A 24399-nucleotide genomic window follows, 5' to 3' on the forward strand; every position below is an offset into this window, starting at 1 on the left:
CGACCGGACGGCCGCCGCGATGGTGGGGAAGTGGTGCCCGGCGGGCGCGGAGTCCGCACCCGCCGGACCGGGACTCACGCGCCGGGGCGGGTCTTGATCTCGCCGCCCTGCACCTGCAGCAGCGACTGCGAGGGCTTGCCGGGCGTGACCGTGGGCTCGTGCTTGTCGTTGAAGACGAACTCCCCGACGATCGGCAGGTCGAAGGACTCGATGCCGTCGATCGTGCTGATCAGCGACTCGCGGTCCTTCGCGCCCTCGTCGAAGGCCCGGAAGACGACCCACGCGGAGTCGTAGGCCACGGCCGCGCCCTCGCTGGGCTCGCGACCGTTGGCGTCGCTGAACGCCTTGACGAACGCCTGGGTGCCCTCGTTGCTGCTGCCCGGGTCGAAGATCGCCGAGACGTACGTGCCCTCGGCGGCCTCGGCACCGGCGATGTTGACCAGCTCGGGGTTGTTGGCGCTGGCCGTGACCAGGATCGGCACGTCCAGTCCGAGGGCCTTCGCCTGCTTGATCTGCAGCGCGGCGTCCGTGTAGAGGTTCAGCAGGACGAGGCTGTCGATGCCGGCGTTCTTCAGCTCGGTCAGCTGCGGGGTGAAGTCCTTCTGACCGGTCGTGGTGACCAGGCTCTTGGCGACCGTGAGGCCGAGCTCCTCGGCGGCGGGCTCGAAGTTCTCCTTCAGGCCCACGCCGTAGTCGTCGTCCGACGAGATGACGCCGACGTTCTTGCCCTTCAGCTCGCCCGCGGCGAAGCTGGCCATCTCGGCGCCCAGCTTGGCGTCGTCGACGAGCGTGCGGAACAGGTTCTCGTGCAGCTCGGCCGTGATCTCGGGGTTCGAGGAGTAGCTGACGATCAGCGGGACGCCGCAGCGCTCGTAGATCGGCTCGGCCGCCAGGGTCGCGGAGGAGTTGACGTGGCCGAAGACGCCGATGACCTCGGTGTCGTCACAGATCTTCTGCGCGACCGACGCGGCCTGGTTCGGGTCGCCCGCGTCGTCGTACTTGACGACCTTGATCTTCTTGCCCTTCAGCGGACCCTCGGGGATGCCGCCGCCCTCGGTGTACTGGTCGACGGCCAGTTGGATGCCCGCCAGCTGCTGCTGGCCGTACTCGGCGCTGTCGCCGGTCATGGGTCCGGCGACCGCCAGGACGACGGTGTCGGAGTCACTGCTGCCGGAGCCGCCGCCACACGCACTGGCCAGGAGGGCCGTGCTGAGTGCGGCGGCCAGGGCCACGCGCTTGCTGAACATGTGTTGCTCCTACTTCTCTTGCGGGGGGTTGGTGGCGGCAGCCGCCTCGGCGTCGGCCGAGACGACTCCCAGGAACTGGTCGGCGAAGTGCTCGTTGTGGCGCAGCTCCTCGGACGTGCCGGAGTAGAGGATCGAGCCCGAGCCGAGCGCGTAGACGCGGTCGGCGATCTCCATCGCGCCGAGCGCGTTCTGCTCGACCAGCAGCACCGTCACGCCGCGGTCGCGCAGCTGGCTCACGAGCTCGAGGATCTGGTCGGCGAGCACGGGCGACAGGCCCATCGACGGCTCGTCGAGCATGATCATCGTCGGATTCGCCATGAGCGCGCGCTCCACGACGAGCCACTGCTGCTCGCCGCCGGAGAGCTGCCCGGCCGTGCTGCCGGCGCGGCGCGCCAGGATCGGCGTCGACGCGATGATCTCGTCGGCCCGCTTCGCCGCGGCGCGGAAGTCGCCCGTGTACGCGCCCGCCATGAGGTTCTCGCGCAGCGTGAACCGAGGGAACACGTGGCGGCCCTCCGGGACGTGCACGAGTCCGGCCGAGACGATCCGGTGCGCCGGGGTGCGCGCGAGGTCGGTCCCGTCGAACGAGGCCTCCCCGCTCACGGGTCGCAGCAGGCCCGAGAGCGTCTTGAGCAGCGTGGACTTGCCGGCGCCGTTCGCACCGACCAGCGCGACGATCTCGCCGCGGTTGACCTCGATCGAGACGCCGTCGAGGGCGGTGACGGGTCCGTACTGGACGCACAGGTCCTTGGCTTGCAGCAGCAGGTCAGGCATTGCGGAACCTCTTTCCCAGATACGCCTCGAGCACCTGCTCGTCGGAGCTCACGGTCTTCGGGTCGCCGTGGGCGATGCAGAGTCCGGCGTCGAGCACCATGACCCGTGACGCCGTGTTCATGACGACGTTCATGTTGTGCTCGATGACCACGATCGAGAGGTCGCGCTGGGCGTGGATCTGGCGGATCAGGGTCACGAGCGACGCGGCCTCGCGCGGGTTCATGCCGGCGGCCGGCTCGTCGAGCAGGAGCAGCTTCGGCGAGGTCGCCAGCGCCCGCGAGATCTCCACGCGGCGCTGGTCGCCGTAGCTGAGGTCCGTGGCGATGTGGTCGGCCTTGTCCGCGATCCCGACGAACTCGAGGATCTCGTCGGCGGCCTGGCGGGCCGACGCCTCGCGGGACGACCTGCCACGGCGCAGCGCGTCGTACCAGTGGAACGTCGAGTGCATCCCGATGAGGACGTTGTCCCGCACGGTGAGCCCGGGCGCCAGGCGGATGTTCTGGAACGTCCGCGCCAGCTTGTACCGCTTGCTCAGGATCCGCGAGGACGGCCAGCGGACGTCGTTGCCGCCGATCGTGAGCGAGCCGGACGTGGGCTTGTAGATGCCCGAGAGCACGTTCAGCAGGGTGGTCTTGCCCGATCCGTTCGGCCCGATCAGGCCGACGATCTCGTTCTCGGCGACCTCGAAGTCGACACGGTCGAGGGCGATGACGCCTCCGAACCGGCAGCCGACGTCGGTCGCCTTCAGCAGGGTCGTGCTCATCGGCTGACCTCCTCCTTCTCGTGCTCGTCCTCGATCTCGTCCGCCGCGGGCGTCGCAGCCGGCGCGCCCTTGCGGCGGCCGATCCTCCCGATGAAGGGCAGCCGGACCGCGTTGGGCGTCCGCGAGCTCAGCCCGAAGATCTGGGCGAGACCGCCCGGACGCCAGAGCAGGATCACGAGCATCAGCACGCCGAACACGGCCGAGCGGTAGTCGGCCAGGGCTCGCAGGTACTCGGTCGAGCCGATGACGAGGATCGAGCCGAGCAGCGGGCCGATCGTCGTGGCCATGCCGCCGATCAGGACGATCTCGACCACGAGGATCGACTGGTCGACCTTGAACGTCGCGGGTCCGACGAAGCCCAGCAGCAGCACCTGCAGCACGCCGGCGAGACCGGCGATCGCGCTGCCGATGCCGAACGACAGGACCTTGGTCAGCGGCACGTTGATCCCGTGGGCGCGGGCGATGATCTCGTCCTCGCGCACCGCGAGCATGGCCCGGCCGAAGTACGACCGTCCCAGGACCCAGGCGAAGCCCATCACGACGACGGTGACCCCGAGGATGAACAGGTACGTGTTCTCCAGCGGCGCCAGGTCCCAGCCGAAGAAGTTGCCGGCGGGGATGCCCGGGAGGCCGGTCGCGCCGCCCGTCAGGTCCTTCTCGTTGATGAGGAACAGGTAGAAGATCTGGCCGACGCCGAGCGTCACGAGGGCGAGGTAGTCGCCGCCCGCGCGCCATGAGGTGAGGCCGACCAGCAGTCCCACCACGCCCGCCCCGACGGTGGCCGCGACCATGACGAGCAGCAGCGGCATGCCGGTGTCGAGCAAGAGCCGCGCCGAGACGTAGGCGCCGACGCCGAAGACGGCGGCGTGGCCGAAGCTCAGCAGACCGGTGAACCCGAGGATGATGTTGAGACCCGTGGCGAACACCGTGAACACGAGGATCAGCGCGGCGACGCGCACCGTGTACGGCTCGACGAGATTCGGCAGCAGGACCGCGGCGACCAGCGCGATCGCGCCGATGGCCCAGAGGAGCTTCTTGGGGAGTACCTGCAGCATCAGACACGCTCCTGGATGCGGGCACCGAGCAGGCCGGTGGGACGGACGAGGAGGATCGCGATCAGCAGGACGAACGCCACCGCGTCGCGGTAGGAGCCGGTCGCGGGGCCGACGGTGGACTCCAGCACGCCGATGACCAGGCCGCCGATCATGGCGCCCTGCAGGTTGCCGATGCCACCAACGATCGCGGCCGCGAACCCCTTGAGCAGCACCGCGAAGCCCATGCCGAGGTAGACGACCTCGAGCGTGTTCGCGTAGAGCAGGCCGCCGACGACGCCCATCGCGCCACCGGTCAGGTAGACGACGGCGATCGTGCGGTTGACCGGCACGCCCATGAGGCGGGCGGCCGTCATGTCCTGCGCGACCGCGCGGATCGCGAAGCCCGCCTTGGTGAACTTCAGGAACGCCAGGAAGGCGAACATCGCGACGAACGCCACGACCAGCGTGACCACCGCCGACTTCGAGATCTGCAGGTCGCCGATGTGGACGTAGCCGCCGCCGGTGAACGACGGGAACGGCAGCGTGCCGTTGCCCCAGATGCGCTCGACGATGTTCCGGATGATGAGTCCGGCGCCGAGCGTGGTCATCATGGGGATGAGCAGGTGCTGGGTGAGGACCGGCCGTACCGCGACCTCCTCCACCGCGACCGCCAGCAGGCTGCCGACGACGATGCCGCCGAGGCACGCCAGGGGCAGCGGGACGCCGAGCGTGTAGAGCCCGTACGTCGAGAACGCGCCGGCCATGAGGATGTCGCCGTGGGCGAAGTTGACCAGCCCGAGCGCGCCGTAGACGACCGAGAATCCGATCGCCACGAGGGCGTACGTGCTGCCGATGGTCAGACCGTTGATGATCTGCTGCAGGAGCTCCATGGCGGCCTCAGTGCCCTGCGTCGACGAGCATGCCGGGACGGTGCGGGACGAGCGCGAGCGGGTCGAGGCCACGGTCGAGCAGGTCCTGGGGCGCCTGCTCCCCGCGGGCCAGCGCCGCGCCGAGACGGGCCGTCGCGGGCGCGGTCTGGATGCCGTAGCCACCCTGTCCGGCGAACCAGAAGAAGCCGGCGGCCTCGGGGTCCTCGCCCACCACGAAGTTGCGGTCGGGGACGAAGCTGCGCAGGCCGCCCCACGAGGTGGAGACGCCCTTCACGCCGATCGTGGTCGCGTCGTTGACCTCGTCGATCGCCCGCGAGATCTCGAGCGAGTCGGGCTTGGCGTCCTTCGGCTCGCTGGGGGTCTCGTCGGCCGGCGAGCACAGGAACTGCTCCCCCTCCGGCTTGACGTAGAACGCCTGGTCGATGTCGCCCAGGATGGGCAGGTCCTTCGTGCCGGCGCCGCCGGGCGAGGAGACCATGAAGATCGTCCGCAGCAGCGGTCGCAGCCCGATCTGGCGCACGCCGGCCGCCTCGGCCACGACGTCTGCCCAGGCTCCGGCGGCGTTGACCACCAGCGGCGCGCGCCGGGTCTCCCCGTCGCTCGTGGTGACCGACCAGCGGCCGTCGTCCTCGCGCTCGATGCGCTCGACCTTGGCGCCCTTGTGGATCTCGGCGCCGTTCTGGCGAGCCGTCCGGACGTAGCCGCCGTGGATCGCCAGGACGTCGAGCTCCATGGCGCCGGGCTCGTACATGCCGACGTTCGAGAAGCCCGGTCGCAGCAGCGGGAACAGCTGCATCATCCGCGCCTCGTCGACCAGCTCGGCATCGGGGACCAGGGGCAGCACGTCGCGGTGCAGCTCCTCGATCACGCTCTCGCGACCCTGCTTCGCGAACTGCAGCAGCGGCCGGGGCGTCATGAGGATCTGCTCGAACTCCGCGGGGGGCTTCGTGAGGAACTCGCGGCTGCCCGTGGTGAGCGCGCGGATGTTCGGTCCGCCGTAGGTCTCCAGGAACGTCGCGGCCGATCGGCCGGTCGTGTGGAAGGCCAGCGAGGACTCCATCTCGACGAGGCAGACCGACCGGTCGCTCGACAGCTCGCTGGCGATCGACACGCCGGCGATCCCGCCGCCGACGACGATCACATCGAATTCGGATTGGGTCATGCGCTCGACTCCCTACCTCGGCTCCACGTGACATCCATCACAGGAGCAGCACTATGACACCCGAAGATAGCGGGGCACAAGCGAGCGCTTAGTCAACATTGCGTTTCCGCAATGTAAAAAGCTGAGATTGCAGGGAAAATTAGTTACAACACTGCGGCGAGCAACGACTGCGACAGCCCTCGGAAGGTCTTTGCGTCCCAACCAGTGAGACGATTCCACCGGTCCAAGCGGTACGCGACGCTGTTCGGATGCAGGTGCAGGACCCGCGCCGTGTCGGCGATCGAGAAGCCGGTGTCAACGTACACATCCAACGTCTCGACGAGGTGCGGATTGGCTTCGACGACGTCCCGCAGCCCCCGCACGATGGGGTCCAGGCGGTCGGCCTGGGACCGGATCGTCGCCCTCAGCCAGTCCTCCTCGAACCGGCGCGTGGGCTGGGCGTCGGTGGCGATCTCGAGACACAGCCGGGCGTCGAGCAACGAGTCGCGAGCGCCCTCGAGCCCGGCGCGCTCGAGACCCACCCCGAGCCGGACGTCGGGCTCCGCCGCGCGGATCGCGAGCTCGAGCTCGTCGGCGCTGCAGCCCTGGGCCAGGACCTGGACGCCCGCAGGGTGACCGACCGCGAAGGCCGTGCCCCGTCGCAGGCCGGAGGTCAGGCTCGCGGCCTGCGCCAGCGGGTCGTCCTCGAGGCCGACCCACGCCCCGACGAACGCGCCGGCCGGGTCGAGCCCGAGCGTGACGGCCACGTCGTGCGCCTCGGCCGCCAGCTCGTCGCGCTGGAGCAGCTCGACGAGCCGCTGCCGCAGCGACAGGGCGTGGGTCTGGCGCGCCCGGGCCGTGGTCTCGTAGGCCGCGACGATCTCGGCCGTCATCACCTCGATCGAGCGCCACAGCAGCGTCGCCAGTCCCGGCAGGCAGGAGGTCTCCTCGTCCGCGTAGGCGACGAGGTTCTGCCACAGCTCGCGGTTGCCCACGTGGTACGCCCCGATGACGGTCGCGACGCTCACGCCCTGGGTGGCCCGCAGCCGGCCGAGGTCCGCGGCGCGTGCCCGCTGGCTGCCGCTCACGACCTCGTGCCGCCCGAGCGCGATCAGCAGCAGCCGCTGCTGCTCGGTGACGTGCTCGACGTGGTCGTCCAGGGGCACGAGCGAGTACTCGGGCTGGGCGAGCCGGATGCTGCGCGTGATGCGCGGTCCCAGCTCGTCGAGGTCGGCCGCCACCCGGGCGCACAGGGCCGTCGCGAGGCGCTTCTCGTGGTCGTCCATGACCCTCCTTTGTGGAATCCACCAAAGACCAGCCCGTTCTGGCCGGGATTTGGTGCTTCTGACCGGTGATATCACGAGTCAGGTCCGATTGAATCAGAGATCCACGTCACAGGAGGTCGTCGATGAAGCTCTCGGATCGCTACACGGTCGAGGACGGAACCGTCTTCATGTCCGGCTTGCAGGCGCTCGTGCGCCTCCCGCTGGACGTCGCGCGCTTCGACCGTCGCGAGGGTCGTCGAACCGCCGGGCTGGTGTCCGGCTACGAGGGATCTCCGCTCGCCGGCTACGACCTCGAGCTCTCGCGTCAGCAGCAGCTGCTCGACGCCGCCGACGTCCAGTTCAAGCCGGGACTCAACGAGGAGCTCGCGGCGAACATCGTCCAGGGCAGCCAGCTCGCCGGCAACGCCACGGACCGGATCAACGACGGAATCGTCGGGTACTGGTACGGCAAGGCGCCGGGTCTCGACCGGGCCTCCGACGCACTCCGCCACGCGAACCTCGGCGGCGCCCACCACGAGGGCGGCGCCGTCGCCATCGTCGGCGACGACTCGATCGCCAAGTCCTCCACCGTCCCCAGCTCGAGCGAGATCGCGATCGCCGAGCTGGGCATGCCCGTGCTCGTGCCTGCCGACCCGGCCGAGTGCCTCCGGCTGGGCCTGCATGCCGTGATGATGTCGCGCTTCAGCGGCCTGTGGACCGGCCTCAAGATCGCGACGAACGTCGCCGACGGCACCGCCAGCACGACCGTGTCCTCCGACTTCGCTCCCGTCATCCCCTCGCGTCGCATCGCGGGTCGGGACTTCACCCACACCGTCAGCGCGCGCTTCCTCCAGCCGACGCTGGCCGAGCTCGAGCGCAGCCTGTTCACCGAGCGCATCGAGCTGGCCCGGCGCTACATCGTGGCCAACGACATCAACCGGGTCGAGGGCGCCGGGGACGGTGCCGTCGTCGGCATCGTCGCGGCCGGCGGGACCTACTACGACGTCCGCCAGGCGCTCGCGGGGCTCGGCCTCGACGACGAGGACCTCGAGGCGAGCGGCATCCGGCTGCTCAAGCTCGGCGCCGTGCACCCGCTCGACCCGGAGCAGATCAAGGACTTCGCGATCGGCCTGTGCGAGGTCATCGTCGTCGAGGAGAAGCGCTCGTTCGTCGAGTCGGCCCTCAAGGAGATCCTCTACGGCCACCTCGAGGCGCCGTCCGTCAGCGGCAAGCGCACGCTGACCGGCCTGCCGCTGTTCCGTGCGGACGCCGACCTGACCCCCGAGATCATCGCCGACGTCCTGCGGGCGCGGCTGGCCGAGCACGTCTCGCTGCCCGAGGTCGAGGTCGAGCTCACGACCCGTCCGCGACGCCGGGCCCGCATCCAGCTGCCGCTGCTGACGGCGAACCGCACGCCCTACTTCTGCTCGGGCTGCCCCCACAACCGGTCCACCAAGGTGCCCGAGGGCTCGCTCGTCGGCGCCGGCATCGGCTGCTCGGGCATGGTCTCGCTCATGCCGGAGGAGCGCGTCGGCGATGTCATCGGGATGACGCAGATGGGCGGCGAGGGCGCCACCTGGATCGGCATGTCCCCGTTCGTCGAGAGCGGCCACCTCTTCCAGAACATGGGCGACGGCACGTTCCACCACTCCGGCTCGCTCGCGATCCGCGCGGCCGTGGCCTCGGGCGCCAACATCACCTACAAGCTCCTCTACAACTCCGCCGTCGCGATGACCGGCGGCCAGGAGGCCGTCGGCCTCATGACGGTCGACGAGATCGTGGAGGAGCTGCTCGCCGAGGGCGTGGCGAAGGTCGTCATCACCACCGAGGAGCCCCGCCGCTACCGGCGCCGCCGGCTGCCGAAGGGCGTCGACGTCCGCCACCGCGACGAGCTCATGCGCACGCAGGAGGAGCTCAGCCGCACCCCCGGCGTCACCGTCCTCGTCAACGACCAGGAGTGCGCTACCGAGCTGCGTCGCAAGCGCAAGCGCAAGATCGTCGAGGCGCCCCCGACGCGCGCGTTCATCAACCAGCGCGTCTGCGAGGGCTGCGGCGACTGCGGCGACAAGTCGAACTGCCTCTCGGTGCAGCCGGTGAGCACCGAGCTCGGTCGCAAGACCAAGATCCACCAAGCGTCCTGCAACATCGACCTGTCGTGCCTCGACGGCGACTGCCCCTCCTTCCTCACCGTCACCCCGGGCGGGGCGAAGGCCAAGCGCGTGGTCCCGGCGCTCTCGGCGGACGTGCTCCCCGAGCCCGAGCCGGTCGTCTCGGCGGACGCGTTCGAGATGCGCATCACCGGCATCGGCGGCACGGGCGTCGTCACGGTCTCGCAGATCGTCGCGACCGCGGCGCAGATCGACGGGCGCTTCGTCCGCGGGCTCGACCAGACCGGCCTGGCCCAGAAGGGCGGCGCCGTCGTCTCGGACGTCAAGCTCAGCACCACCCCGGTCGACCGTGCGAACAAGATCGCGTCCGGCCAGGCCGACCTGTACCTCGGCTGCGACGTCCTCGTCGCCGCGCAGGACTCCTACCTCGGGGTCGCCCACGAGGAGCGCACCGTCGCGATCGTCTCGACCGCCGAGGTCCCGACGGGCGCCATGGTCACCGACACGACGGTCTCGTTCCCCGAGGCCGAGAGCACGGTCGGCCGCATCCAGCAGGTGACCCGCGAGAGCGAGAGCCGCTTCGTCGACGCCCGGGCGATGACGCTCGACCTGTTCGACGACGACCAGTTCGCGAACATCTTCCTGCTGGGCGTGGCCCACCAGGCCGGCGCCCTGCCGGTCCGGGCGGCCAGCATCGAGACGGCGCTCGAGCTGAACGGCGTGGCCGTGGAGCGCAATGTGCAGGCGTTCCGCCGTGGTCGCCAGTTCGTCGCGGACCGCGCGGCGCTGCTGAGCGACCTGACCGCCGAGGCCCCCGAGACGTCGGCGCTGGCGCCGGTCTCCGACCGGGTCCGCTCGCTCGTCGCGCAGGCAGGCTTCGCCGAGGGCGCCGCCGACACCGAGCTGGTCACGTCGCGCGCGGCCGACCTCGAGTCCTACCAGAGCCTGGCCTACGCCCGCCGCTACGTCGAGGTGGTCGGGCAGGTGCGCGAGCGGGAGGCCGCGACGGCTCCCGGGTCGAGCGAGCTGACGCTCGCCGTGGCGCAGCACCTGCACAAGGTGATGGCGTACAAGGACGAGTACGAGGTCGCACGCCTGTCGATCGACCCGTCGCTCGACGCGGCCCTCGAGGCGGAGTTCGGCCCGGGCGCGAAGGCGCAGTACCGCCTGCACCCGCCGATGCTGCGGGCGCTGGGCATGAAGCGCAAGATCGCGCTGGGCGCCTGGTTCAAGCCGGCCTTCCGCGCGCTCTACGCGATGCGTCGCCTGCGGGGCACCGCGCTCGATCCGTTCGGCATGGCGAAGGTGCGCCGCGCCGAGCGGCAGCTGCGCGAGGAGTACGTCGAGCTCGTCGGGCGGATCTCGCGTGACCTGCCCGAGCTGGGCGTCGAGCGCGCGGCCGCCATCGCGGCGCTGCCCGACCTCGTCCGCGGCTACGAGGACATCAAGCTGCGCAACATCGAGCTCTATCGCGAGCGTCTTGCCGAGGCCCTCGCGCCGGCCGGCACGGCCCTCACGGAGGTGACCGCGTGAGCGGACTGTTCGACGTCGCCGGCCGCACCGTGCTGGTGACGGGCGGCGGGCGCGGCATCGGCCGGATGATCGCCGACGGGTTCGCGGCCGCGGGCGCCGAGGTGCACGTGGTCTCGCGGCGCCTCGACGTCGAGGAGCTGCGCGCGGCAGGCCTGCGACCCTGGGTCGCCGATCTCTCGACCGAGGCCGGCTGCGCCGAGTTCGCCTCCGAGTTCGCCGGCGCCACCGGACGGCTCGACGTGCTGGTGAACAACGCCGGCGCCACGTGGGGCGCTCCGCTGGAGGAGTTCGACTCCGCGGCGTGGGACAAGGTGGTCGACCTCAACCTCAAGTCGCCGTTCTTCCTCGTCCGCGAGCTGGCGCCCCTGCTCGAGGCATCGGCCACGCCGAACGCTCCCTCGCGGATCGTCAACATCGGGTCGATCGACGGCCTGCGCGTCCCGACCCTCTCCACCTATTCCTATACGGCGTCGAAGGCGGCGCTGCACCACCTCACGCGCGTGCTGGCCGTCGAGCTCGGCCCGCGGAACATCACGGTCAACGCGATCGCCCCCGGACCGTTCGAGTCCAAGATGATGGCGGCGGTGCTGGCCGAGTCGCGCGACGAGTTCGAGGGGGCCGCGCCCCTGGGCCGCATCGGGCGACCCGACGACGCGGCGGCGCTGGCCATCCTGCTGGCGGCTCCGGGAGGCTCCTTCCTCACCGGCACCGTGATCCCGCTCGACGGAGGCCTCAGCATCGTCAGTCCGCGCTGACGTGCCCCAGCATCTGCAGGATCAGCCCGACGTGGTGGTCGGCCAGCTCGTCGATCGTGCGTGACGAGCGCTCGTTGAACCACGGGGACACATCGGCGAGGCGCAGCACCGCCCGCGTCGCGGTGTGCACGTCGGGCACGCTGAAGTCGCCCTGCTCGATGCCGGCCCGGACCACGGACTCGACGATCTGGTGGATCTCGTCGGCCATCCCGAGCAGCTCGGCGAGCTGGCTCAGGCCGAGCGCGCGGTAGTCGCGGTTGACCACGAGGACGACGATCTTCTCCTCGGCGTGGAACCGCAGGTACTCGCGCACGATCACCGAGATCGTCTCCACGGGCGGGGCGCCGCGGTCGACGATCTCGCGCAGCATGTCGATCACGTAGCGGAAGGTGATCGCCGACATCTCGTGGAGCAGCTCGGACTTGGTGTCGTAGTACGTGTAGAGGCTCGCGGGGCTCGCCTCGGCCACGGTCGCGATGTCGCGGGTCGTCGTGGCGTGGAAGCCCCGGCCGGAGAACGCCACGACGGCGGCCACGAGGAAGCGGAAGCGCCCCGCCGGCTCGACGTCGTCGAAGAGACCGCGCGGGCTGACGGCCGCCGGGCTGCGCTGGAACGACATGCGCCGGCGCGCGGCCAGTTCCATGAAGTCATCGGGCTCGGCGCCGTGGGATGTCACGGCAGCGACTCTAGTGGTTGGTGCGCCGGGCTACCGAAGGGTCACTAGGGTCGGGAGCGTGGCCGGCCGCTTCGCTCCGTCGCCGTCGGGCGACCTGCACCTGGGGAACCTGCGCACCGCGATCCTCGCGTGGCTGTTCGCACGCGCCGACGGGCGCCCGTTCCTCCTGCGGGTCGAGGATCTCGACCGCCAGCGCTCGCGGGCCGAGTTCGAGGCCAGCCAGCTGGCCGACCTCGCCGCCCTGGGGCTGGACTGGGACGGCCCGGTCGTCCGCCAGTCCGAGCGCGACCCTCTCTACGCCGCCGCGCTCCAGCGCCTCACCGCGGCCGGCCTGACCTTCGAGTGCTTCTGCACGCGCCGCGAGATCGCCGAGGCCGTCAGCGCGCCGCACGGCCCGCCCGGCTCGTACCCCGGCACATGCCGCGACCTCACCGAGAGCGAGCGCGAGGCGCGCCGGGCCGAGCGCTCCCCCGCGATCCGGCTGCGCGCCCGCGAGCGCACGTGGACGATCCGCGACGAGCTGCACGGCGAGATCGAGGGCCACGTCGACGATCTCGTCCTGCGACGCGGCGACGGCGCCCATGCCTACAACCTCGCCGTCGTGGTCGACGACGCCGACCAGGACGTCGACCAGGTCGTCCGGGGCGACGACCTCCTCGACGCCGCCCCCGCGCAGGCCTACCTGACGCACGAGCTGGGCGCCCCCGAGCCGGCCTATGCGCACGTCCCGCTGGCCCTCAACGCCGACGGCCGGCGCCTGGCCAAGCGCGACGGCGACGTGACCCTGCGCGACCTCTCCCCCGAGCACGCCTGGGACCTGATCGGCACGTCCCTGGGCGTCGCGGCACGGTCGCCCGAGGCCCTGCTCGCCGAGCTGGACCCCCGGGAAATCAGCCGCGAGCCATGGATCGTCACGTTCTGACCACCCCCGTTTTGGAGACTCGCAGAACCGTCGGGTAGTCTTGCGGTCGCGGTTGAAACCGCAACGCACAAGGCCCCGTGGCGCAGTTGGTTAGCGCGCCGCCCTGTCACGGCGGAGGTCGCGGGTTCGAGTCCCGTCGGGGTCGCCAGTGCTGAGAGCCCCGCCCGTACGGGCGGGGCTTCTCTCATTCCATGAGTGCTCAGGCCGCGCCGAACGCCGCTACCTCCTCCCACGGCGGTGCCGCTGACATCGGCCGCTGATTGCCTGCGTGCTTCGCCTCGGTGTAACCTGACCCATCTGGGCTGGCCGAAAGGCCCTGGTCCAACCACTAGGCGGGGACATCCCCCGCCACCCTCTTGAGGCGGGTTCCACCCGCCTCAAGTCGTGTCCAGGGGCCTGACGTGCGTGAGCTGAGCATCTTCATCGACGAGTCAGGGGACTTCGGCCCGTTCGAGAAGCACTCGCCGTTCTACGTGCTGAGTCTCGTCTTCCACGACCAGAGCGACGACATCGCCGGTCACCTCGACAAGATCCACGAGGCACTGCTCTCCCGTGGACTGCGGAAGAACCATGCGATCCACACCGGACCATTGATCCGTCGTGAGAAGGACTACCGCCTGCTCGACATGCCGTCGCGCCGATCGATCTTCCGGGTGCTCGTCGACTTCGTCCGTACCTGCGACGTGACTCATCACTCGTGGGTGTTCAGCAAGCGCGAGGTGGGCGACACCGACAAGCTCGTCAGCGCCATGTCGCGCGCGCTCGGTGAGCTCATCCGCTCGAACTACGAGTACTTCACCTCTTGGCAGCGCATCGTCATCTACTACGACAACGGCCAGAAGGAGATCACCAACCTCGTCAACAGCGTGTTCAACGCCCACCTGAGCGTCGAGGTACGCCAGGTGGTCCCCGCGGACTACAGCCTGTTCCAAGCCGCGGACCTCTGCTGCACGATGGCACTGCTGAGGCAGAAGATCGGGGCCGGCGGATTGTCGCCGTCCGAACGCGGCTTCTTCTCCACGCCCAAGGACAGCGCCGAGCGCGCTCTCAAGAAGGGCTACTTCAAGACGCTGGATCGCAAGCGCTTCGGAGCCTGACGGCTCGGTCGCCAGTGCTGAGAGCCCGCCCGTATGGGCGGGGCTTCTCTCACTCCCTGGGACTCAAGCCGCGCCGAACGCCGCCGCCTCCTGCGCCTGGAACCTCCGGCGCCCGAGGGCGTTGATGATGCGCAGCGCGGGACCGCCGAGGTTCAGCACCCGGTGCTCCGCGTCGGCCGGCAGACCCTTGAGCGCCCACGGCACGAACTGCCGCGCCTGCGCGAGCGACTGCTTCGGCCGGAACCGGGTCCGCTCGAGCTCCTCCCACTCGCTGCCGCCGACGTAGCGGTGCAGGATCGGGATGGCCGCGCTCTCCTCGTGACCCAGGTGCTGGTCCAGCGCCTCGCCGAGCTCCTCCAGCGAGTCGGACAGCAGGTCGTGGGCCCGCACGTCGCCACCGGCCGAGAGCCGCTCGAGTGCGGCGGACGCCGCGGTCAGCAGCGGGTCGAGGACCGCGTGCTCGGCCTCCATCTCGTGCAGGACGCGCTCGGACTCGGCGTCGGAGGCGGCGCGCACGCGCTCGAGCAGCAGCGGCCAGAGGATCTCGTCCTCCTTGGTGTGGTGCTGGTGCAGCTCGTGCGTGAACAGCGACCAGCGCTCGGCGAGCAGGACCCAGCGCGGGGTGTCGTCGGTGGCGGTGTGCGCGGCGGCGCGGGTGAAGTCCCGCAGGTCGCGCCGGAACGCGTGGTGCAGGACGTACATCATGGTCATGTCGGCGGGGCCTTCGGGCGCGGCGGCCTGGCCCGGCAGCAGCAAGGGGGTGGGGGACATCTGCCTTCTCTCTCGGGACTGCGGTGCGACGGCGGACGGCACGCGCGGGCGCGGCCACCCACGACCGGAGAGCACCCGACGTCGCTGCTGATACGCAGCCGGAGGCGATTTCGGCGGCGCGGAGGCGGTGCGGTAGGGTGAACGTCGCTCCACGGAGCACGGCCAGGTAGCTCAGTTGGTACGAGCGTCCGCCTGAAAAGCGGAAGGTCGCCGGTTCGACCCCGGCCCTGGCCACCGCCTCGAGATCCCCGGTCACCGACCGGGGATTCTCGCTTTCTCCAGCAAGCGTGTCGACGCCCGCGTCGCATCGACCTACGCTGGAACGATGCGCTCCACCGTCCTCCAGGTCGCCCGCCGGCTCACCGTCGTGCTCGGCCTGCTGCTCACCGCCTCGCTGCTCGCGGCGCCCGCCCACGCCGCGAAGCCGAGCTCGCCGAAGCGATTCGGCGGCTACGCCTTCGACACCTGCGTGGCCCCCTCGAACGACGTCATGGACGCGTGGAACGTGGCCTCGCCGTACACCGTGGTCGGCATCTACACCTCGGGCAACTCGCGCTACTGCGACGAGTCGAAGCAGCCGTACCTGAGCCCCGCGTGGGTCCAGCGGCAGGCGTCGCGCGGCTGGCTGTTCCTGCCGATCCACGTCGGCTACCAGGCGCCCTGCTTCGACTCGAAGTCCGCGAAGAAGCGCATGTCGTACGACCGCACGAAGGCCCGCGCCCAGGCGCGCGCCGACGCCGACGAGGCCGTGCGCGCCGCGGCCCGCTACGGCTTCGCCAAGAAGAACGCGGTCTACCTCGACATCGAGTGGTACGACCGCGCCAACCGACGCTGCAACGCCGCGGTGCTGAGCTTCATCGACGCGTTCGTCCAGCGGGTTCACCAGCGCGGCTACAAGGTCGGCCTCTACTCCAGCGCGTCCGCCGCGATCCAGGCCGTCGACGAGGTGCGTCACGCCGGCTCGAAGACCTTCGACTTCCCCGACCAGATGTGGTTCGCCTGGACGAACAGGAAGGCGAACACGAACGGGCGCCCCTACCTGCAGAACACGTTCTGGAAGCGCGACCGCCTGCACCAGTACCACAACAACGTCACCGTCTCCTACCGCGGACGCAAGGTGCTGATCGACAAGAACGTCCTCACCGTGGGCGGCGGCTCGAAGGCCAAGAAGGAGCAGAAGGTGTGCGGCATCAAGCCCACCCTCAACCGCTACCGCACGCTGAAGGCGGGCTCGCGCGGCGGCGACGTGAAGCTGCTCCAGTGCCTGCTCAAGCGCGCCGGCCATGGCGCCACCGTCACCGGCCGCTGGAACGCCCGCACGACCAAGGCCGTGAACTCCTACCGGGCGTCGCTGGGCTGGTCGCAGACGTCCACGGCCTCGCGCCCGGTGTGGACGGCCCTGCTGTCGCGCGGCAAGACGCCGATCGCGCTCAAGCGGGGCAAGGTCGGCGAGCCGGTGCACCGCCTGCAGCGGTCGCTGCGGGCCGCGGGCCAGAAGGTGGACGTGACAGGCATCTACGACGCCCGCACGACCACGGCCGTGCGCACCTACCGCAAGTCGGTCGGACTGCCGACCTACCAGACCGCCGACCAGGCGGTGTGGGACGCGCTCCAGCGCGGTCGCCGCTGACTCAGGTGCGGCTGGTGGTCAGCAGGATGCCGCCGAGGCCCACCAGCATCGCGCCGCCGGAGCGCCGCACGGCCGCCAGCCGCCGCGGCGAGCCCGTGAACCACTGGCGCGCAGTTCCGGCCAGCAGCGCCCAGCCCGAGTCGCACACGATCGCGATGAGCAGGAAGAGCACGCCGAGCACGGCCATCTGCGAGCCGATGGCACCGGACTCGAAGCTCACGAACTGCGGCAGCACGGCGACGAAGAAGACGATGGTCTTGGGGTTGGTCGCGCCGACCACGAACCCCTCCCCCAGGGCGCGCCACGGCGACTCCTCGGGGCCGTCGACCTCGGCGGTGACCGCGATCGAGGCGTGGCGCATCGCCTGCACGCCGAGGTAGACGAGGTAGCCGGCGCCCAGCACCTTCACGATCGTGAACAGCACCGCCGAGCCGGCCACGATCGCGCCGAGGCCCAGCGAGACCGCCAGGACCACCGGCAGCCCGCCGAGCCCGTTGCCCAGCACGCTGAGGATGCCGGCGCGACGCCCGTGCGCGAGCGATCGCCCGATCACGAACAGGACGCTGGGACCGGGGATGAGGATCAGCACGAGCGAGGCGAGCGCGAAGGCGAGCAGCTGGTCGAGGGCGGGCACGGCTGAAGCGTAGTCCTCCGCGGGATCGCACGGGGAACGACGACGGCCCACCCGGGAGCCGGGTGGGCCGTCGTGCGGGAGTGACCGTCAGTGCATGACGACCGGGGGGTGACCCTGGTCGTCGAGCAGCTTCACGGGCTCGCTCTTGCGCGGCAGGAACGCGACCGGGATCAGCGTCACCAGGAGCACCGCGAAGGCGACCCAGTAGGACTGCTCGAACGCGTGGGCCAGGTCGTTGAACCCCGCCTGCAGCTGCTCGGGCGAGACGCCGAGCATCTGGACCAGCTGCGAGCCCTGCTCGGTGTGCGACGCGGCGGCCAGCTGCGCGGGCGTGAGGCCCTCGTCGACGCCCGGCAGCGCCTCCGAGCCCGGGATGATCGAGCCCTTCTGCATGCCGTTGGTCAGGACGACCGAGATGACCGCGATGCCCGAGGCGCTGGCGACCTGCTGCACGACGTTGAGCAGCGTCGAGCCGCGGGCGACCTCGTGCGAGGTGAGCGTCTTGAGCGCCGACGTGAAGATCGGCATCATCGTGGCGCCCATGCCCAGGCCCATGACGAACAGCCAAGCGATGATCTGCCAGTACGGCGTGCTGGGCTCGGTGCTCTGCGCGACGCCGAACATGCCGATCAGGATGCCGGCGAAGCCGAACGGGACGATCCGGCCGACCGGGACCCGGTCGACGAGCGAGCCGGCGATCGGCATCGTCAGCATCGCGCCGATGCCCTGCGGGGCCACCAGGATGCCGGCCATCATGACCGACTCGCCGTGGACCTGCTGGAAGTACGTGGGCACCAGCAGCAGCGCGCCGAAGAAGGCGCCGGCGAACAGGAACATCACGATGAGCGACACGCGCAGGTTGCGGTTGCCGAGCAGGCGCAGGTCGAGCAGCGGGTGCTTCGGGCGGAACGACCACACCACGAACGCGCCGATGAGCAGCACGCCGATGACGGTGGGGACGATCACCTTGGTCGCCATGGCGGTGCCCTCGCCCGGGATCGACGAGATGCCGTAGAGCAGCAGCGCCAGGCCCGGCGACATCAGCAGCATGCCGATGACGTCGAGGGACTCGCTGGGCTCGGGGGCGTCCTTGGGCAGCACGCGCGCGGCGTAGACCAGGCCGATGATGCCGATGGGCAGGTTGATGAGGAACACCCAGTGCCACGACGCGGCGTCGATGAGGATGCCGCCGATGATCGGGCCGAGGATCGGGCCCAGCAGCATCGGGATGCCCAGGATCGCCATGAGGCGGCCCATGCGGTGCGGGCCCGCGGCGCGGGTCATGATCGTCATGCCCAGCGGCATGAGCATGCCGCCGCCGAGTCCCTGCAGGACGCGGAAGGCGATGAGCGACTCGATGTTCCAGGCCGCGGCGCACAGCACCGAGCCGAGGGTGAACAGCGCGATCGCGGTCATGTAGAGGCGCTTGGTGCCGAAGCGGTCGGCCGCCCAGCCCGTCAGCGGGATGACGGCCGCGAGGGCCAGCATGTAGGCGGTGGCGGTCCAGGCGACGGTCGCGTACTTGAGCGGCTCGCCGTCGGTGGACAGCTCGGTCTGGAACGTCGGCAGGGCGACGTTGACGACGGTGACGTCGAGGATCGACATGATCGCGCCGAGCACGACCACGCCGGCGACCTTGAGGATCTCCGGAGTGATCCGGTCGTCGTCGGTGACTCCTTCAGGAGGACTGGCTGACATCTGATTCTTCTTTCGCAAGGGGCTTGAGGGCCTCGACGAGCGCGAGGCACTGATCGGTGTCGAGGGTGCCGAGCAGCGTGCGCACGGCGTCCTCCTTGGACTTCAGGTGGCTCTGCGCCAGGCTGCGTCCACGGTCGGTGAGGGTGACGAGCTTGACCCGCCGGTCCTCGGGGTTCTCGGTGCGCACGACGAGCTTCTTGCGCACCAGCTGCTGGATGTTCCGCCCCGCGGCCGCCGGCGAGAGCCCGACCGACTCGGCCAGGTCACCGATGGCGACGGGGTGCTCGTAGTGGGCGAGCACGAACGAGAGTCGCGCCTGGGTGAACGACAGGTCGAGTCCCGCCACGGACTCCAGCGACTCGCCCTCGGCCGTCGTGAACACCCGCCCAAGGAATCCTCGGACGGCTTCGAACGCGCAGGCATGGGGTGACTGGGTCATGACCGGGAAATACTAACGCACATGCAACTATTGCGGAACCGTGACCTTCGTTACGCCCCACGTGGACAAGGAGTTTCCCGCACTGCCGTAGGATTGGGCGAGTGCCTACACGCTCTGATCTGCGCAATGTCGCCATCGTCGCCCACGTCGACCACGGCAAGACCACTCTCGTCGACGCGATGCTCCAGCAGCAGGGCGCCTACGCCGAGCACCAGGAAGTGACCGAACGGGTCATGGACTCGGGTGATCTCGAGCGCGAGAAGGGCATCACGATCCTCGCGAAGAACACCGCCGTGAAGTACTCCGGACCCGGCACCGAGGACATCCCCGGCAAGACCGTCACCATCAACATCATCGACACCCCCGGCCACGCCGACTTCGGTGGCGAGGTCGAGCGCGGCCTGTCGATGGTCGACGCGGTCGTGCTGCTGGTCGACGCCTCCGAGGGCCCGCTCCCCCAGACCCGCTTCGTGCTGCGCAAGGCGCTGCTGGCGAAGATGCCGGTCATCCTCGTGGTCAACAAGGTCGACCGCCCCGACGCGCGCATCGCCGAGGTCGTCGACGAGACCTACGACCTCTTCATGGACCTGCTGCCCGAGGACGCCGCCGACGACGCGCTGGACTTCCCCGTCGTCTACGCCTCCGGCAAGGCCGGCGTCGCCTCGCTGGAGAAGCCCGAGGACGGCACGCTGCCCGACGGCGACAACCTGATCCCGCTGTTCCAGACGATCATGGAGCACGTTCCCGCCCCCGAGTACACCGAGGGCGCGCCGCTGCAGGCGCACGTCACGAACCTCGACTCCTCCCCCTTCCTGGGCCGCCTCGCGCTCGTGCGCGTCGAGGAGGGCGAGCTCAAGAAGGGCCAGCAGGTCGCGTGGATGAAGCGCGACGGCTCGGTCGAGCGGGTCAAGATCACCGAGCTGCTCGTCACCGAAGCGCTCGACCGCAAGCCCGGCGAGTCCGCGGGCCCCGGCGACATCGTCGCCATCGCCGGCATCAGCGAGATCAACATCGGCGAGACGCTGGCCGACCCCGAGAACCCCATCGCGCTGCCGCTCATCCACGTCGACGAGCCCGCGATCTCGATGACCATCGGCACCAACACGTCGCCGCTCGCCGGCCGCGAGAAGGGCACCAAGGTCACCGCCCGCCTCGTCAAGGACCGCCTCGACGCCGAGCTCATCGGCAACGTCTCGATCCGCGTGCTGCCCACCGACCGCCCCGACGCGTGGGAGGTCCAGGGCCGCGGCGAGCTCGCGCTGGCGATCCTCGTCGAGCAGATGCGCCGCGAGGGCTACGAGCTCACCGTCGGCAAGCCGCAGGTCGTCACCCGCGAGATCGACGGCAAGCTGCACGAGCCCGTCGAGCGCCTGACGATCGACGCGCCCGAGGAGTACCTCGGCACGATCACCCAGCTGCTCGCCGTGCGCAAGGGCCGCATGGAGCAGATGGTCAACCACGGCACCGGCTGGGTCCGCATGGAGTTCCTGGTCCCGGCGCGCGGCCTGATCGGCTTCCGCACCGAGTTCCTCACCGACACCCGCGGCACCGGCATCGCCCACCACATCTCCGAGGGCTACGAGCCCTGGTTCGGCGAGATCTCGACGCGCCCCTCGGGCTCGCTCGTGGCCGACCGCGCCGGCGCCGTCACCTCCTTCGCGATGACCAACCTGCAGGAGCGCGGCACGCTGTTCGTCGAGCCCTCCACCGAGGTCTACGAGGGCATGATCGTCGGCGAGAACTCCCGTGACGACGACATGGACGTCAACATCACCAAGGAGAAGAAGCAGACCAACATCCGCTCGGCCACCTCGGACAACTTCGAGAAGGTCATCCCGCCGAAGAAGCTCTCGCTCGAGCAGTGCCTGGAGTTCTGCCGCGAGGACGAGTGCGTCGAGGTCACGCCGAGCAACGTGCGCATCCGCAAGGTGATCCTCGACGCGGGCGAGCGCGCCCGCACCGCCCGCAAGCGCAAGTAAGCGCTCCGCGCCTCCTCCGAACCCCTCTCCGGCCTCGCCGGGGAGGGGTTCGTCGTCTTCCGACCAACCTGTGCGTCTTGCGTATAGTGTGTGTCGCACACTATGGTGTGACGCATGGACGAGCTGACCCAGCAACACCTGCAGGAGCTGCGCCGCGGAACCGTGGTGCTGGCCTCGCTGCTGAGCCTGCGCGAGCCCGGGTACGGCTACGGCCTGCTCGAGTCGCTGGCCGCCGCCGGCATCGCCGTGGACGGCAACACCCTCTACCCGCTGCTGCGGCGCCTCGAGAAGCAGGGCCTGCTCACCAGCGAGTGGAACACCGAGGAGGCGCGACCGCGGAAGTTCTACCGCACGAGCATCGAGGGCGAGCGGCTCGCCGCCGCTCTCCTGGCCGACTGGCACGAGATCGACACCGCCCTGGGGCGGCTCACCACCGGAGGAACCGCATGACCACCACGCTCACCGACCGCTACGTCCACGCCGCCACGCGCTGGCTGCCCGGACGCACGAAGGAGGAGGTCGCCGCCGAGCTGCGCGAGCGCATCGGCGACACGGTCGCCGCGCGCGGAGGCGGCGAGCAGGCCGAGCGCGAGACGCTCGAGGAGCTCGGCGACCCGCTGCGCGTCGCGGTCGACTACACGGGCCGCGAGCCCGCGCTCATCGGACCGCGCCTGTTCTTCCCGTGGCTGCGCCTCATGACGATCCTCGTCGCCATCGTCGCCCCGCTCGTCACCGCCGTCACCGTGATCGTCGGAGCCTTCGACGGCGACTCGATCGGGTCGATCATCGGCGGCGGCGTCTGGACGCTGCTCGAGATGGTCGTGCACCTGGTCTTCTGGACCACGCTCGTGTTCGCGGTACTGGACTGGATGGGCACCTCGATCGACGGCGTCGAGACCTGGTCGGTCGACCAGCTGCCCGAGCCCGACACCGGCACGGGCACCGCGGACCTCGTGGCCGGGCTGATCTTCCTGCCGGCGTTCGCCGCGATGCTCATCTGGCAGCACGTCGGCTCGCCGTTCTTCGACGACGGCGAGCGGATCCCGATGGCGGACCCGGAGCTGTGGAGCTGGTACCTGCCACTCGTCCTGGTGACGCTCGCACTGGAGCTCGTGCATCTCGTGTGGATCCACCACGCCGGCTACACGTGGGCGGCGGCCTGGGCGAACCTCGGCCTCGCGCTGCTGTTCGCGATCCCCACCATCGTCCTGCTGCTCGACGGGTCGATCGTCAACCCCGAGCTGGTCGCCCACCTCGACTGGGACCCCGAGATCGTCGACACGGTCCTGCGGGGCATCGCGGTCGGCGTGGGACTGGTCACCGCCTGGGAGGCGTTCGACGGGTTCCGCAAGGCACGGCTGCACGCCAGCCGGCTCTGACGGCGCGCGGGGCGAGGGTCAGTAGCCCGAGCCCCGCGTCTGCGCGAGGTAGACGAGCGCGGCCACCGTGCCGGCCAGCGGCAGGATGCCGATGGGGTTGCGCCAGATGATGTCGACGAAGATCGCCAGCGGCAGGATGATCAGCCACACGTTCTTCGGCAGCGTGCCGGCCATCTCGAAGTCGTAGGGCTTGCGGCGGACGCAGTCGACCAGGGCGAAGACCTTCGTGCACAGCAGCAGCCACCAGATCGCCGGGGTCACGAGAGCCAATTCCATGGGGGGAAGACTACGGTGGGCACCACCCTGAGGTGGTGCCCACCGCTGATTCCGTGGGATGCAGGCGTCAGGACGCGGAGGTCCCCGAGCCGTTCGACGTGGTCGACGACTTCTTCGCCGGCGCCTTCTTGGCGGTGCTGGACGTGCCCGTGGCCGTCTTCTTGGCCGCCGTCTTCGTGGCGGGAGCCGACTTCTTCGCGGCGGTCTTCTTGGTCGCGGTCGTCTTCTTGGCCGCGGTCTTCTTCGCGGCGGTGCCCGAGCCGGTCGCCTTCTTGGCCGGGGCCTTCTTGGCGGTGGTCGGCTTCGAGGCGGCCGTCTCCTTCTTCGCGGCCGTCTGGGCGGCTGACGACGACTTCTTGGTCGCGGTGGACTTCGCCGGGCTCTTCTTCGCGGCGGCCGGCTTGGCCGACGACGCGGGAGCGGTGGCCTTGCGGATGCGGGCCGAGCTGGCGAACGAGGCGGCAGCGGCGCCGGCGGACTCGGTGGCGTCCTCGACGGCCTCGGCGGCCTTGCCGGTGAGGTCCTCGGCCTTGGCGGTGAGCTCGTCGATGATCTCCTCGGCCTTGCCCTTGAGGTCGTCGACCAGGTCGTCGGCCTTCTCGCGGAAGTCGTCGACGGCGGTCTTGAGGTCGTCGACCTTGACGTCCTCGACCTTGCCGCGGAGCTCGGACACGAACACCTCGGCGCGCGCGGCGAGGTCGTCGGCGGCCGTCTTCACGTCGTCGATGGTCAGGCCCTTGGCCAGGGTGCGCAGGTCGTCGCTCTTCTTCACGAGGTCGGAGTACGCGGCGGTGGCGGAGCCGAGCGCGGTCTGCGCGAGGGTCTCGGCCTTCTTCTGCAGGGTGGCGACGTCGAAGCCCTTGACGCTCGACGGCAGGGCGGCGATGTCGTCCAGGATGGACTTGATCTGGGCGTTGATGGTGTCGGTGATGCTCATGAGCTCTCCTCGAGGTCTGCTGTTCCGACGAACGAACGGTAGATGTCCCGCAGCGCCGACTTCTGGCGCGCGGTCAACCGCGGGTCGCGGTCGATGGCGTCCTCGACCGAGGTCTCCCCGGCGCGCTCGGCATCGAGGATGCCGGCACGGACGTAGAGCGACTCGGCCGAGATCCTCAGTGCCTTCGCGATCTGCTGCAGCACCTCGGCGGACGGTTTGCGCAGGCCACGCTCGATCTGGCTGAGGTACGGATTCGAGACGTCCGCGAGCTCGGCCAGCTGTCGCAGTGACATCTGCGCCTGGGTCCGCTGGTCACGCAGGTACTCGCCGAGCGACCCGACGGCCGAGCCGACGGCATCTGGCATGTTCAACTTCCCCATGACTCCAGCGTGCTTGCAAAAGTTAGCGAATGCAAGCAAGTGTGATGCACCGGACACGAACGGCGCGATAC

At 70.0% G+C, this 24399-nt stretch carries 23 protein-coding genes and 2 tRNA genes; 10 read left to right on the forward strand and 15 right to left on the reverse strand.

All coding sequences use genetic code 11. The features are described 5' to 3' along the window. Positions 1-74: 74 nt before the first annotated feature. The 7 genes from O3S82_RS15285 to O3S82_RS15315 all read right to left on the reverse strand — a co-directional run bounded on the left by O3S82_RS15285 (position 75) and on the right by O3S82_RS15315 (position 7135). Complete coding sequence (locus O3S82_RS15285) at positions 75-1247, reverse strand: ABC transporter substrate-binding protein (RefSeq protein WP_190263501.1); 1173 nt, start codon at positions 1245-1247, stop codon at positions 75-77. Positions 1248-1256: 9 nt separating this feature from the next. Beyond that, a complete protein-coding gene (locus tag O3S82_RS15290; RefSeq protein ID WP_269303960.1) occupies positions 1257-2021 on the reverse strand; it encodes an ABC transporter ATP-binding protein in 765 nt (254 codons plus the stop codon). Beyond that, positions 2014-2784: an ABC transporter ATP-binding protein gene (locus O3S82_RS15295; RefSeq protein WP_179427893.1), complete on the reverse strand. Its 771-nt coding sequence runs from the start codon at positions 2782-2784 to the stop codon at positions 2014-2016. Before O3S82_RS15295 ends, O3S82_RS15290 begins: the two co-directional genes overlap by 8 nt. Further along, positions 2781-3839, reverse strand: coding sequence for a branched-chain amino acid ABC transporter permease (locus O3S82_RS15300; protein ID WP_269303963.1), 1059 nt, complete (start codon positions 3837-3839; stop codon positions 2781-2783). Before O3S82_RS15300 ends, O3S82_RS15295 begins: the two co-directional genes overlap by 4 nt. After that, positions 3839-4708: a branched-chain amino acid ABC transporter permease gene (locus O3S82_RS15305; protein ID WP_179427889.1), complete on the reverse strand. Its 870-nt coding sequence runs from the start codon at positions 4706-4708 to the stop codon at positions 3839-3841. The genes O3S82_RS15300 and O3S82_RS15305 overlap by 1 nt, the downstream gene beginning before the upstream one ends. A gap of 7 nt (positions 4709-4715) precedes the next feature. Then, positions 4716-5870 (reverse strand): NAD(P)/FAD-dependent oxidoreductase, encoded by a 1155-nt coding sequence (locus tag O3S82_RS15310; protein ID WP_269303966.1) that lies wholly within the window; start codon positions 5868-5870, stop codon positions 4716-4718. 143 nt (positions 5871-6013) lie between these two features. Then, on the reverse strand, positions 6014-7135 hold the full coding sequence (locus O3S82_RS15315; protein WP_269303968.1) for a PucR family transcriptional regulator: 1122 nt from the start codon (positions 7133-7135) through the stop codon (positions 6014-6016). Positions 7136-7227: 92 nt separating this feature from the next. On the opposite strand from O3S82_RS15315, the gene O3S82_RS15320 reads away from it, so the two are divergent. Together O3S82_RS15320 and O3S82_RS15325 are read left to right on the forward strand one after the other, a co-directional pair. After that, positions 7228-10755, forward strand: coding sequence for an indolepyruvate ferredoxin oxidoreductase family protein (locus O3S82_RS15320; RefSeq protein WP_269307072.1), 3528 nt, complete (start codon positions 7228-7230; stop codon positions 10753-10755). Continuing rightward, positions 10752-11510: an SDR family oxidoreductase gene (locus O3S82_RS15325; RefSeq protein ID WP_269303970.1), complete on the forward strand. Its 759-nt coding sequence runs from the start codon at positions 10752-10754 to the stop codon at positions 11508-11510. The genes O3S82_RS15320 and O3S82_RS15325 overlap by 4 nt, the downstream gene beginning before the upstream one ends. Here O3S82_RS15325 and O3S82_RS15330 read toward each other — a convergent pair. Continuing rightward, positions 11497-12186, reverse strand: a complete 690-nt coding sequence (locus tag O3S82_RS15330; protein WP_269303972.1) for a TetR/AcrR family transcriptional regulator — start codon at positions 12184-12186, stop codon at positions 11497-11499. The two genes, O3S82_RS15325 and O3S82_RS15330, sit on opposite strands and share 14 nt — an antisense overlap. Positions 12187-12244: 58 nt before the next feature. Between O3S82_RS15330 and gluQRS the strand changes: the two genes are divergently transcribed. The 3 genes from gluQRS to O3S82_RS15345 all read left to right on the forward strand — a co-directional run bounded on the left by gluQRS (position 12245) and on the right by O3S82_RS15345 (position 14205). Next, a complete protein-coding gene (gene gluQRS, locus O3S82_RS15335) occupies positions 12245-13108 on the forward strand; it encodes a tRNA glutamyl-Q(34) synthetase GluQRS (RefSeq protein WP_269303974.1) in 864 nt (287 codons plus the stop codon). Positions 13109-13179: 71 nt separating this feature from the next. Further along, a tRNA-Asp gene (locus tag O3S82_RS15340) sits at positions 13180-13256 on the forward strand. Between the two features lie 253 nt (positions 13257-13509). Continuing rightward, the gene (locus O3S82_RS15345) at positions 13510-14205 is read left to right on the forward strand and encodes a DUF3800 domain-containing protein (protein ID WP_179427875.1); all 696 of its coding nucleotides are present in this window, start codon (positions 13510-13512) and stop codon (positions 14203-14205) included. A 63-nt stretch (positions 14206-14268) separates the two neighbouring features. Here the strand turns inward: O3S82_RS15345 and O3S82_RS15350 are convergent, their stop codons facing one another. Beyond that, positions 14269-14976 (reverse strand): hemerythrin domain-containing protein, encoded by a 708-nt coding sequence (locus O3S82_RS15350; RefSeq protein ID WP_179427873.1) that lies wholly within the window; start codon positions 14974-14976, stop codon positions 14269-14271. A gap of 160 nt (positions 14977-15136) precedes the next feature. Between O3S82_RS15350 and O3S82_RS15355 the strand changes: the two genes are divergently transcribed. Beyond that, positions 15137-15210 (forward strand) — tRNA-Phe (locus O3S82_RS15355). A 91-nt stretch (positions 15211-15301) separates the two neighbouring features. Next, positions 15302-16606 carry a glycoside hydrolase domain-containing protein gene (locus tag O3S82_RS15360; protein WP_269303977.1) on the forward strand — a complete coding sequence of 435 codons (1305 nt, stop codon included), beginning with the start codon at positions 15302-15304 and terminating at the stop codon, positions 16604-16606. A 1-nt stretch (position 16607) separates the two neighbouring features. On the opposite strand, the gene O3S82_RS15365 is transcribed toward O3S82_RS15360, so the two are convergent. From O3S82_RS15365 to O3S82_RS15375, 3 genes are all read right to left on the reverse strand, one after another. Beyond that, positions 16608-17240: a LysE family translocator gene (locus O3S82_RS15365; RefSeq protein WP_179427869.1), complete on the reverse strand. Its 633-nt coding sequence runs from the start codon at positions 17238-17240 to the stop codon at positions 16608-16610. A gap of 87 nt (positions 17241-17327) precedes the next feature. Further along, the gene (locus tag O3S82_RS15370) at positions 17328-18938 is read right to left on the reverse strand and encodes a DHA2 family efflux MFS transporter permease subunit (protein WP_269303980.1); all 1611 of its coding nucleotides are present in this window, start codon (positions 18936-18938) and stop codon (positions 17328-17330) included. Then, positions 18919-19377 carry a MarR family winged helix-turn-helix transcriptional regulator gene (locus O3S82_RS15375; RefSeq protein ID WP_269303982.1) on the reverse strand — a complete coding sequence of 153 codons (459 nt, stop codon included), beginning with the start codon at positions 19375-19377 and terminating at the stop codon, positions 18919-18921. The genes O3S82_RS15370 and O3S82_RS15375 overlap by 20 nt, the downstream gene beginning before the upstream one ends. 101 nt (positions 19378-19478) lie before the next feature. Between O3S82_RS15375 and typA the strand changes: the two genes are divergently transcribed. The 3 genes from typA (at position 19479) to O3S82_RS15390 (ending at position 22735) form a co-directional block, all read left to right on the forward strand. Next, entirely contained in the window at positions 19479-21356 is a 1878-nt protein-coding gene (gene typA, locus O3S82_RS15380; protein WP_179427861.1) for a translational GTPase TypA, read from the forward strand. A gap of 114 nt (positions 21357-21470) precedes the next feature. Next, a complete protein-coding gene (locus tag O3S82_RS15385; RefSeq protein ID WP_179427859.1) occupies positions 21471-21806 on the forward strand; it encodes a PadR family transcriptional regulator in 336 nt (111 codons plus the stop codon). After that, positions 21803-22735: a hypothetical protein gene (locus tag O3S82_RS15390; RefSeq protein ID WP_269303986.1), complete on the forward strand. Its 933-nt coding sequence runs from the start codon at positions 21803-21805 to the stop codon at positions 22733-22735. Before O3S82_RS15385 ends, O3S82_RS15390 begins: the two co-directional genes overlap by 4 nt. 18 nt (positions 22736-22753) lie before the next feature. Here O3S82_RS15390 and O3S82_RS15395 read toward each other — a convergent pair whose 3' ends face one another. The 3 genes from O3S82_RS15395 to O3S82_RS15405 all read right to left on the reverse strand — a co-directional run bounded on the left by O3S82_RS15395 (position 22754) and on the right by O3S82_RS15405 (position 24328). Beyond that, the gene (locus O3S82_RS15395) at positions 22754-23011 is read right to left on the reverse strand and encodes a DUF2516 family protein (protein WP_179427855.1); all 258 of its coding nucleotides are present in this window, start codon (positions 23009-23011) and stop codon (positions 22754-22756) included. A 67-nt stretch (positions 23012-23078) separates the two neighbouring features. Further along, complete coding sequence (locus O3S82_RS15400; RefSeq protein ID WP_269303988.1) at positions 23079-23948, reverse strand: hypothetical protein; 870 nt, start codon at positions 23946-23948, stop codon at positions 23079-23081. After that, entirely contained in the window at positions 23945-24328 is a 384-nt protein-coding gene (locus tag O3S82_RS15405) for a helix-turn-helix domain-containing protein (RefSeq protein ID WP_179427852.1), read from the reverse strand. Before O3S82_RS15405 ends, O3S82_RS15400 begins: the two co-directional genes overlap by 4 nt. Positions 24329-24399 lie beyond the last annotated feature (71 nt).

It is taken from the genome of Aeromicrobium sp. HA (assembly GCF_027171405.1).
GTDB lineage: Bacteria > Actinomycetota > Actinomycetes > Propionibacteriales > Nocardioidaceae > Aeromicrobium > Aeromicrobium tamlense.

What these genes read in the sequence shown, in the direction of transcription:
- O3S82_RS15285 (WP_190263501.1), bottom strand. Translation starts at nt 1,247, where the DNA reads ATGTTCAGCAAGCGCGTGGCCCTGGCCGCCGCACTCAGCACGGCCCTC.
- O3S82_RS15290 (WP_269303960.1), bottom strand. Translation starts at nt 2,021, where the DNA reads ATGCCTGACCTGCTGCTGCAAGCCAAGGACCTGTGCGTCCAGTACGGA.
- O3S82_RS15295 (WP_179427893.1), bottom strand. Translation starts at nt 2,784, where the DNA reads ATGAGCACGACCCTGCTGAAGGCGACCGACGTCGGCTGCCGGTTCGGA.
- O3S82_RS15300 (WP_269303963.1), bottom strand. Translation starts at nt 3,839, where the DNA reads ATGCTGCAGGTACTCCCCAAGAAGCTCCTCTGGGCCATCGGCGCGATC.
- O3S82_RS15305 (WP_179427889.1), bottom strand. Translation starts at nt 4,708, where the DNA reads ATGGAGCTCCTGCAGCAGATCATCAACGGTCTGACCATCGGCAGCACG.
- O3S82_RS15310 (WP_269303966.1), bottom strand. Translation starts at nt 5,870, where the DNA reads ATGACCCAATCCGAATTCGATGTGATCGTCGTCGGCGGCGGGATCGCC.
- O3S82_RS15315 (WP_269303968.1), bottom strand. Translation starts at nt 7,135, where the DNA reads ATGGACGACCACGAGAAGCGCCTCGCGACGGCCCTGTGCGCCCGGGTG.
- O3S82_RS15350 (WP_179427873.1), bottom strand. Translation starts at nt 14,976, where the DNA reads ATGTCCCCCACCCCCTTGCTGCTGCCGGGCCAGGCCGCCGCGCCCGAA.
- O3S82_RS15360 (WP_269303977.1), top strand. Translation starts at nt 15,302, where the DNA reads ATGCGCTCCACCGTCCTCCAGGTCGCCCGCCGGCTCACCGTCGTGCTC.
- O3S82_RS15370 (WP_269303980.1), bottom strand. Translation starts at nt 18,938, where the DNA reads ATGTCAGCCAGTCCTCCTGAAGGAGTCACCGACGACGACCGGATCACT.
- O3S82_RS15375 (WP_269303982.1), bottom strand. Translation starts at nt 19,377, where the DNA reads ATGACCCAGTCACCCCATGCCTGCGCGTTCGAAGCCGTCCGAGGATTC.
- O3S82_RS15385 (WP_179427859.1), top strand. Translation starts at nt 21,471, where the DNA reads ATGGACGAGCTGACCCAGCAACACCTGCAGGAGCTGCGCCGCGGAACC.
- O3S82_RS15390 (WP_269303986.1), top strand. Translation starts at nt 21,803, where the DNA reads ATGACCACCACGCTCACCGACCGCTACGTCCACGCCGCCACGCGCTGG.
- O3S82_RS15395 (WP_179427855.1), bottom strand. Translation starts at nt 23,011, where the DNA reads ATGGAATTGGCTCTCGTGACCCCGGCGATCTGGTGGCTGCTGCTGTGC.
- O3S82_RS15400 (WP_269303988.1), bottom strand. Translation starts at nt 23,948, where the DNA reads ATGAGCATCACCGACACCATCAACGCCCAGATCAAGTCCATCCTGGAC.
- O3S82_RS15405 (WP_179427852.1), bottom strand. Translation starts at nt 24,328, where the DNA reads ATGGGGAAGTTGAACATGCCAGATGCCGTCGGCTCGGCCGTCGGGTCG.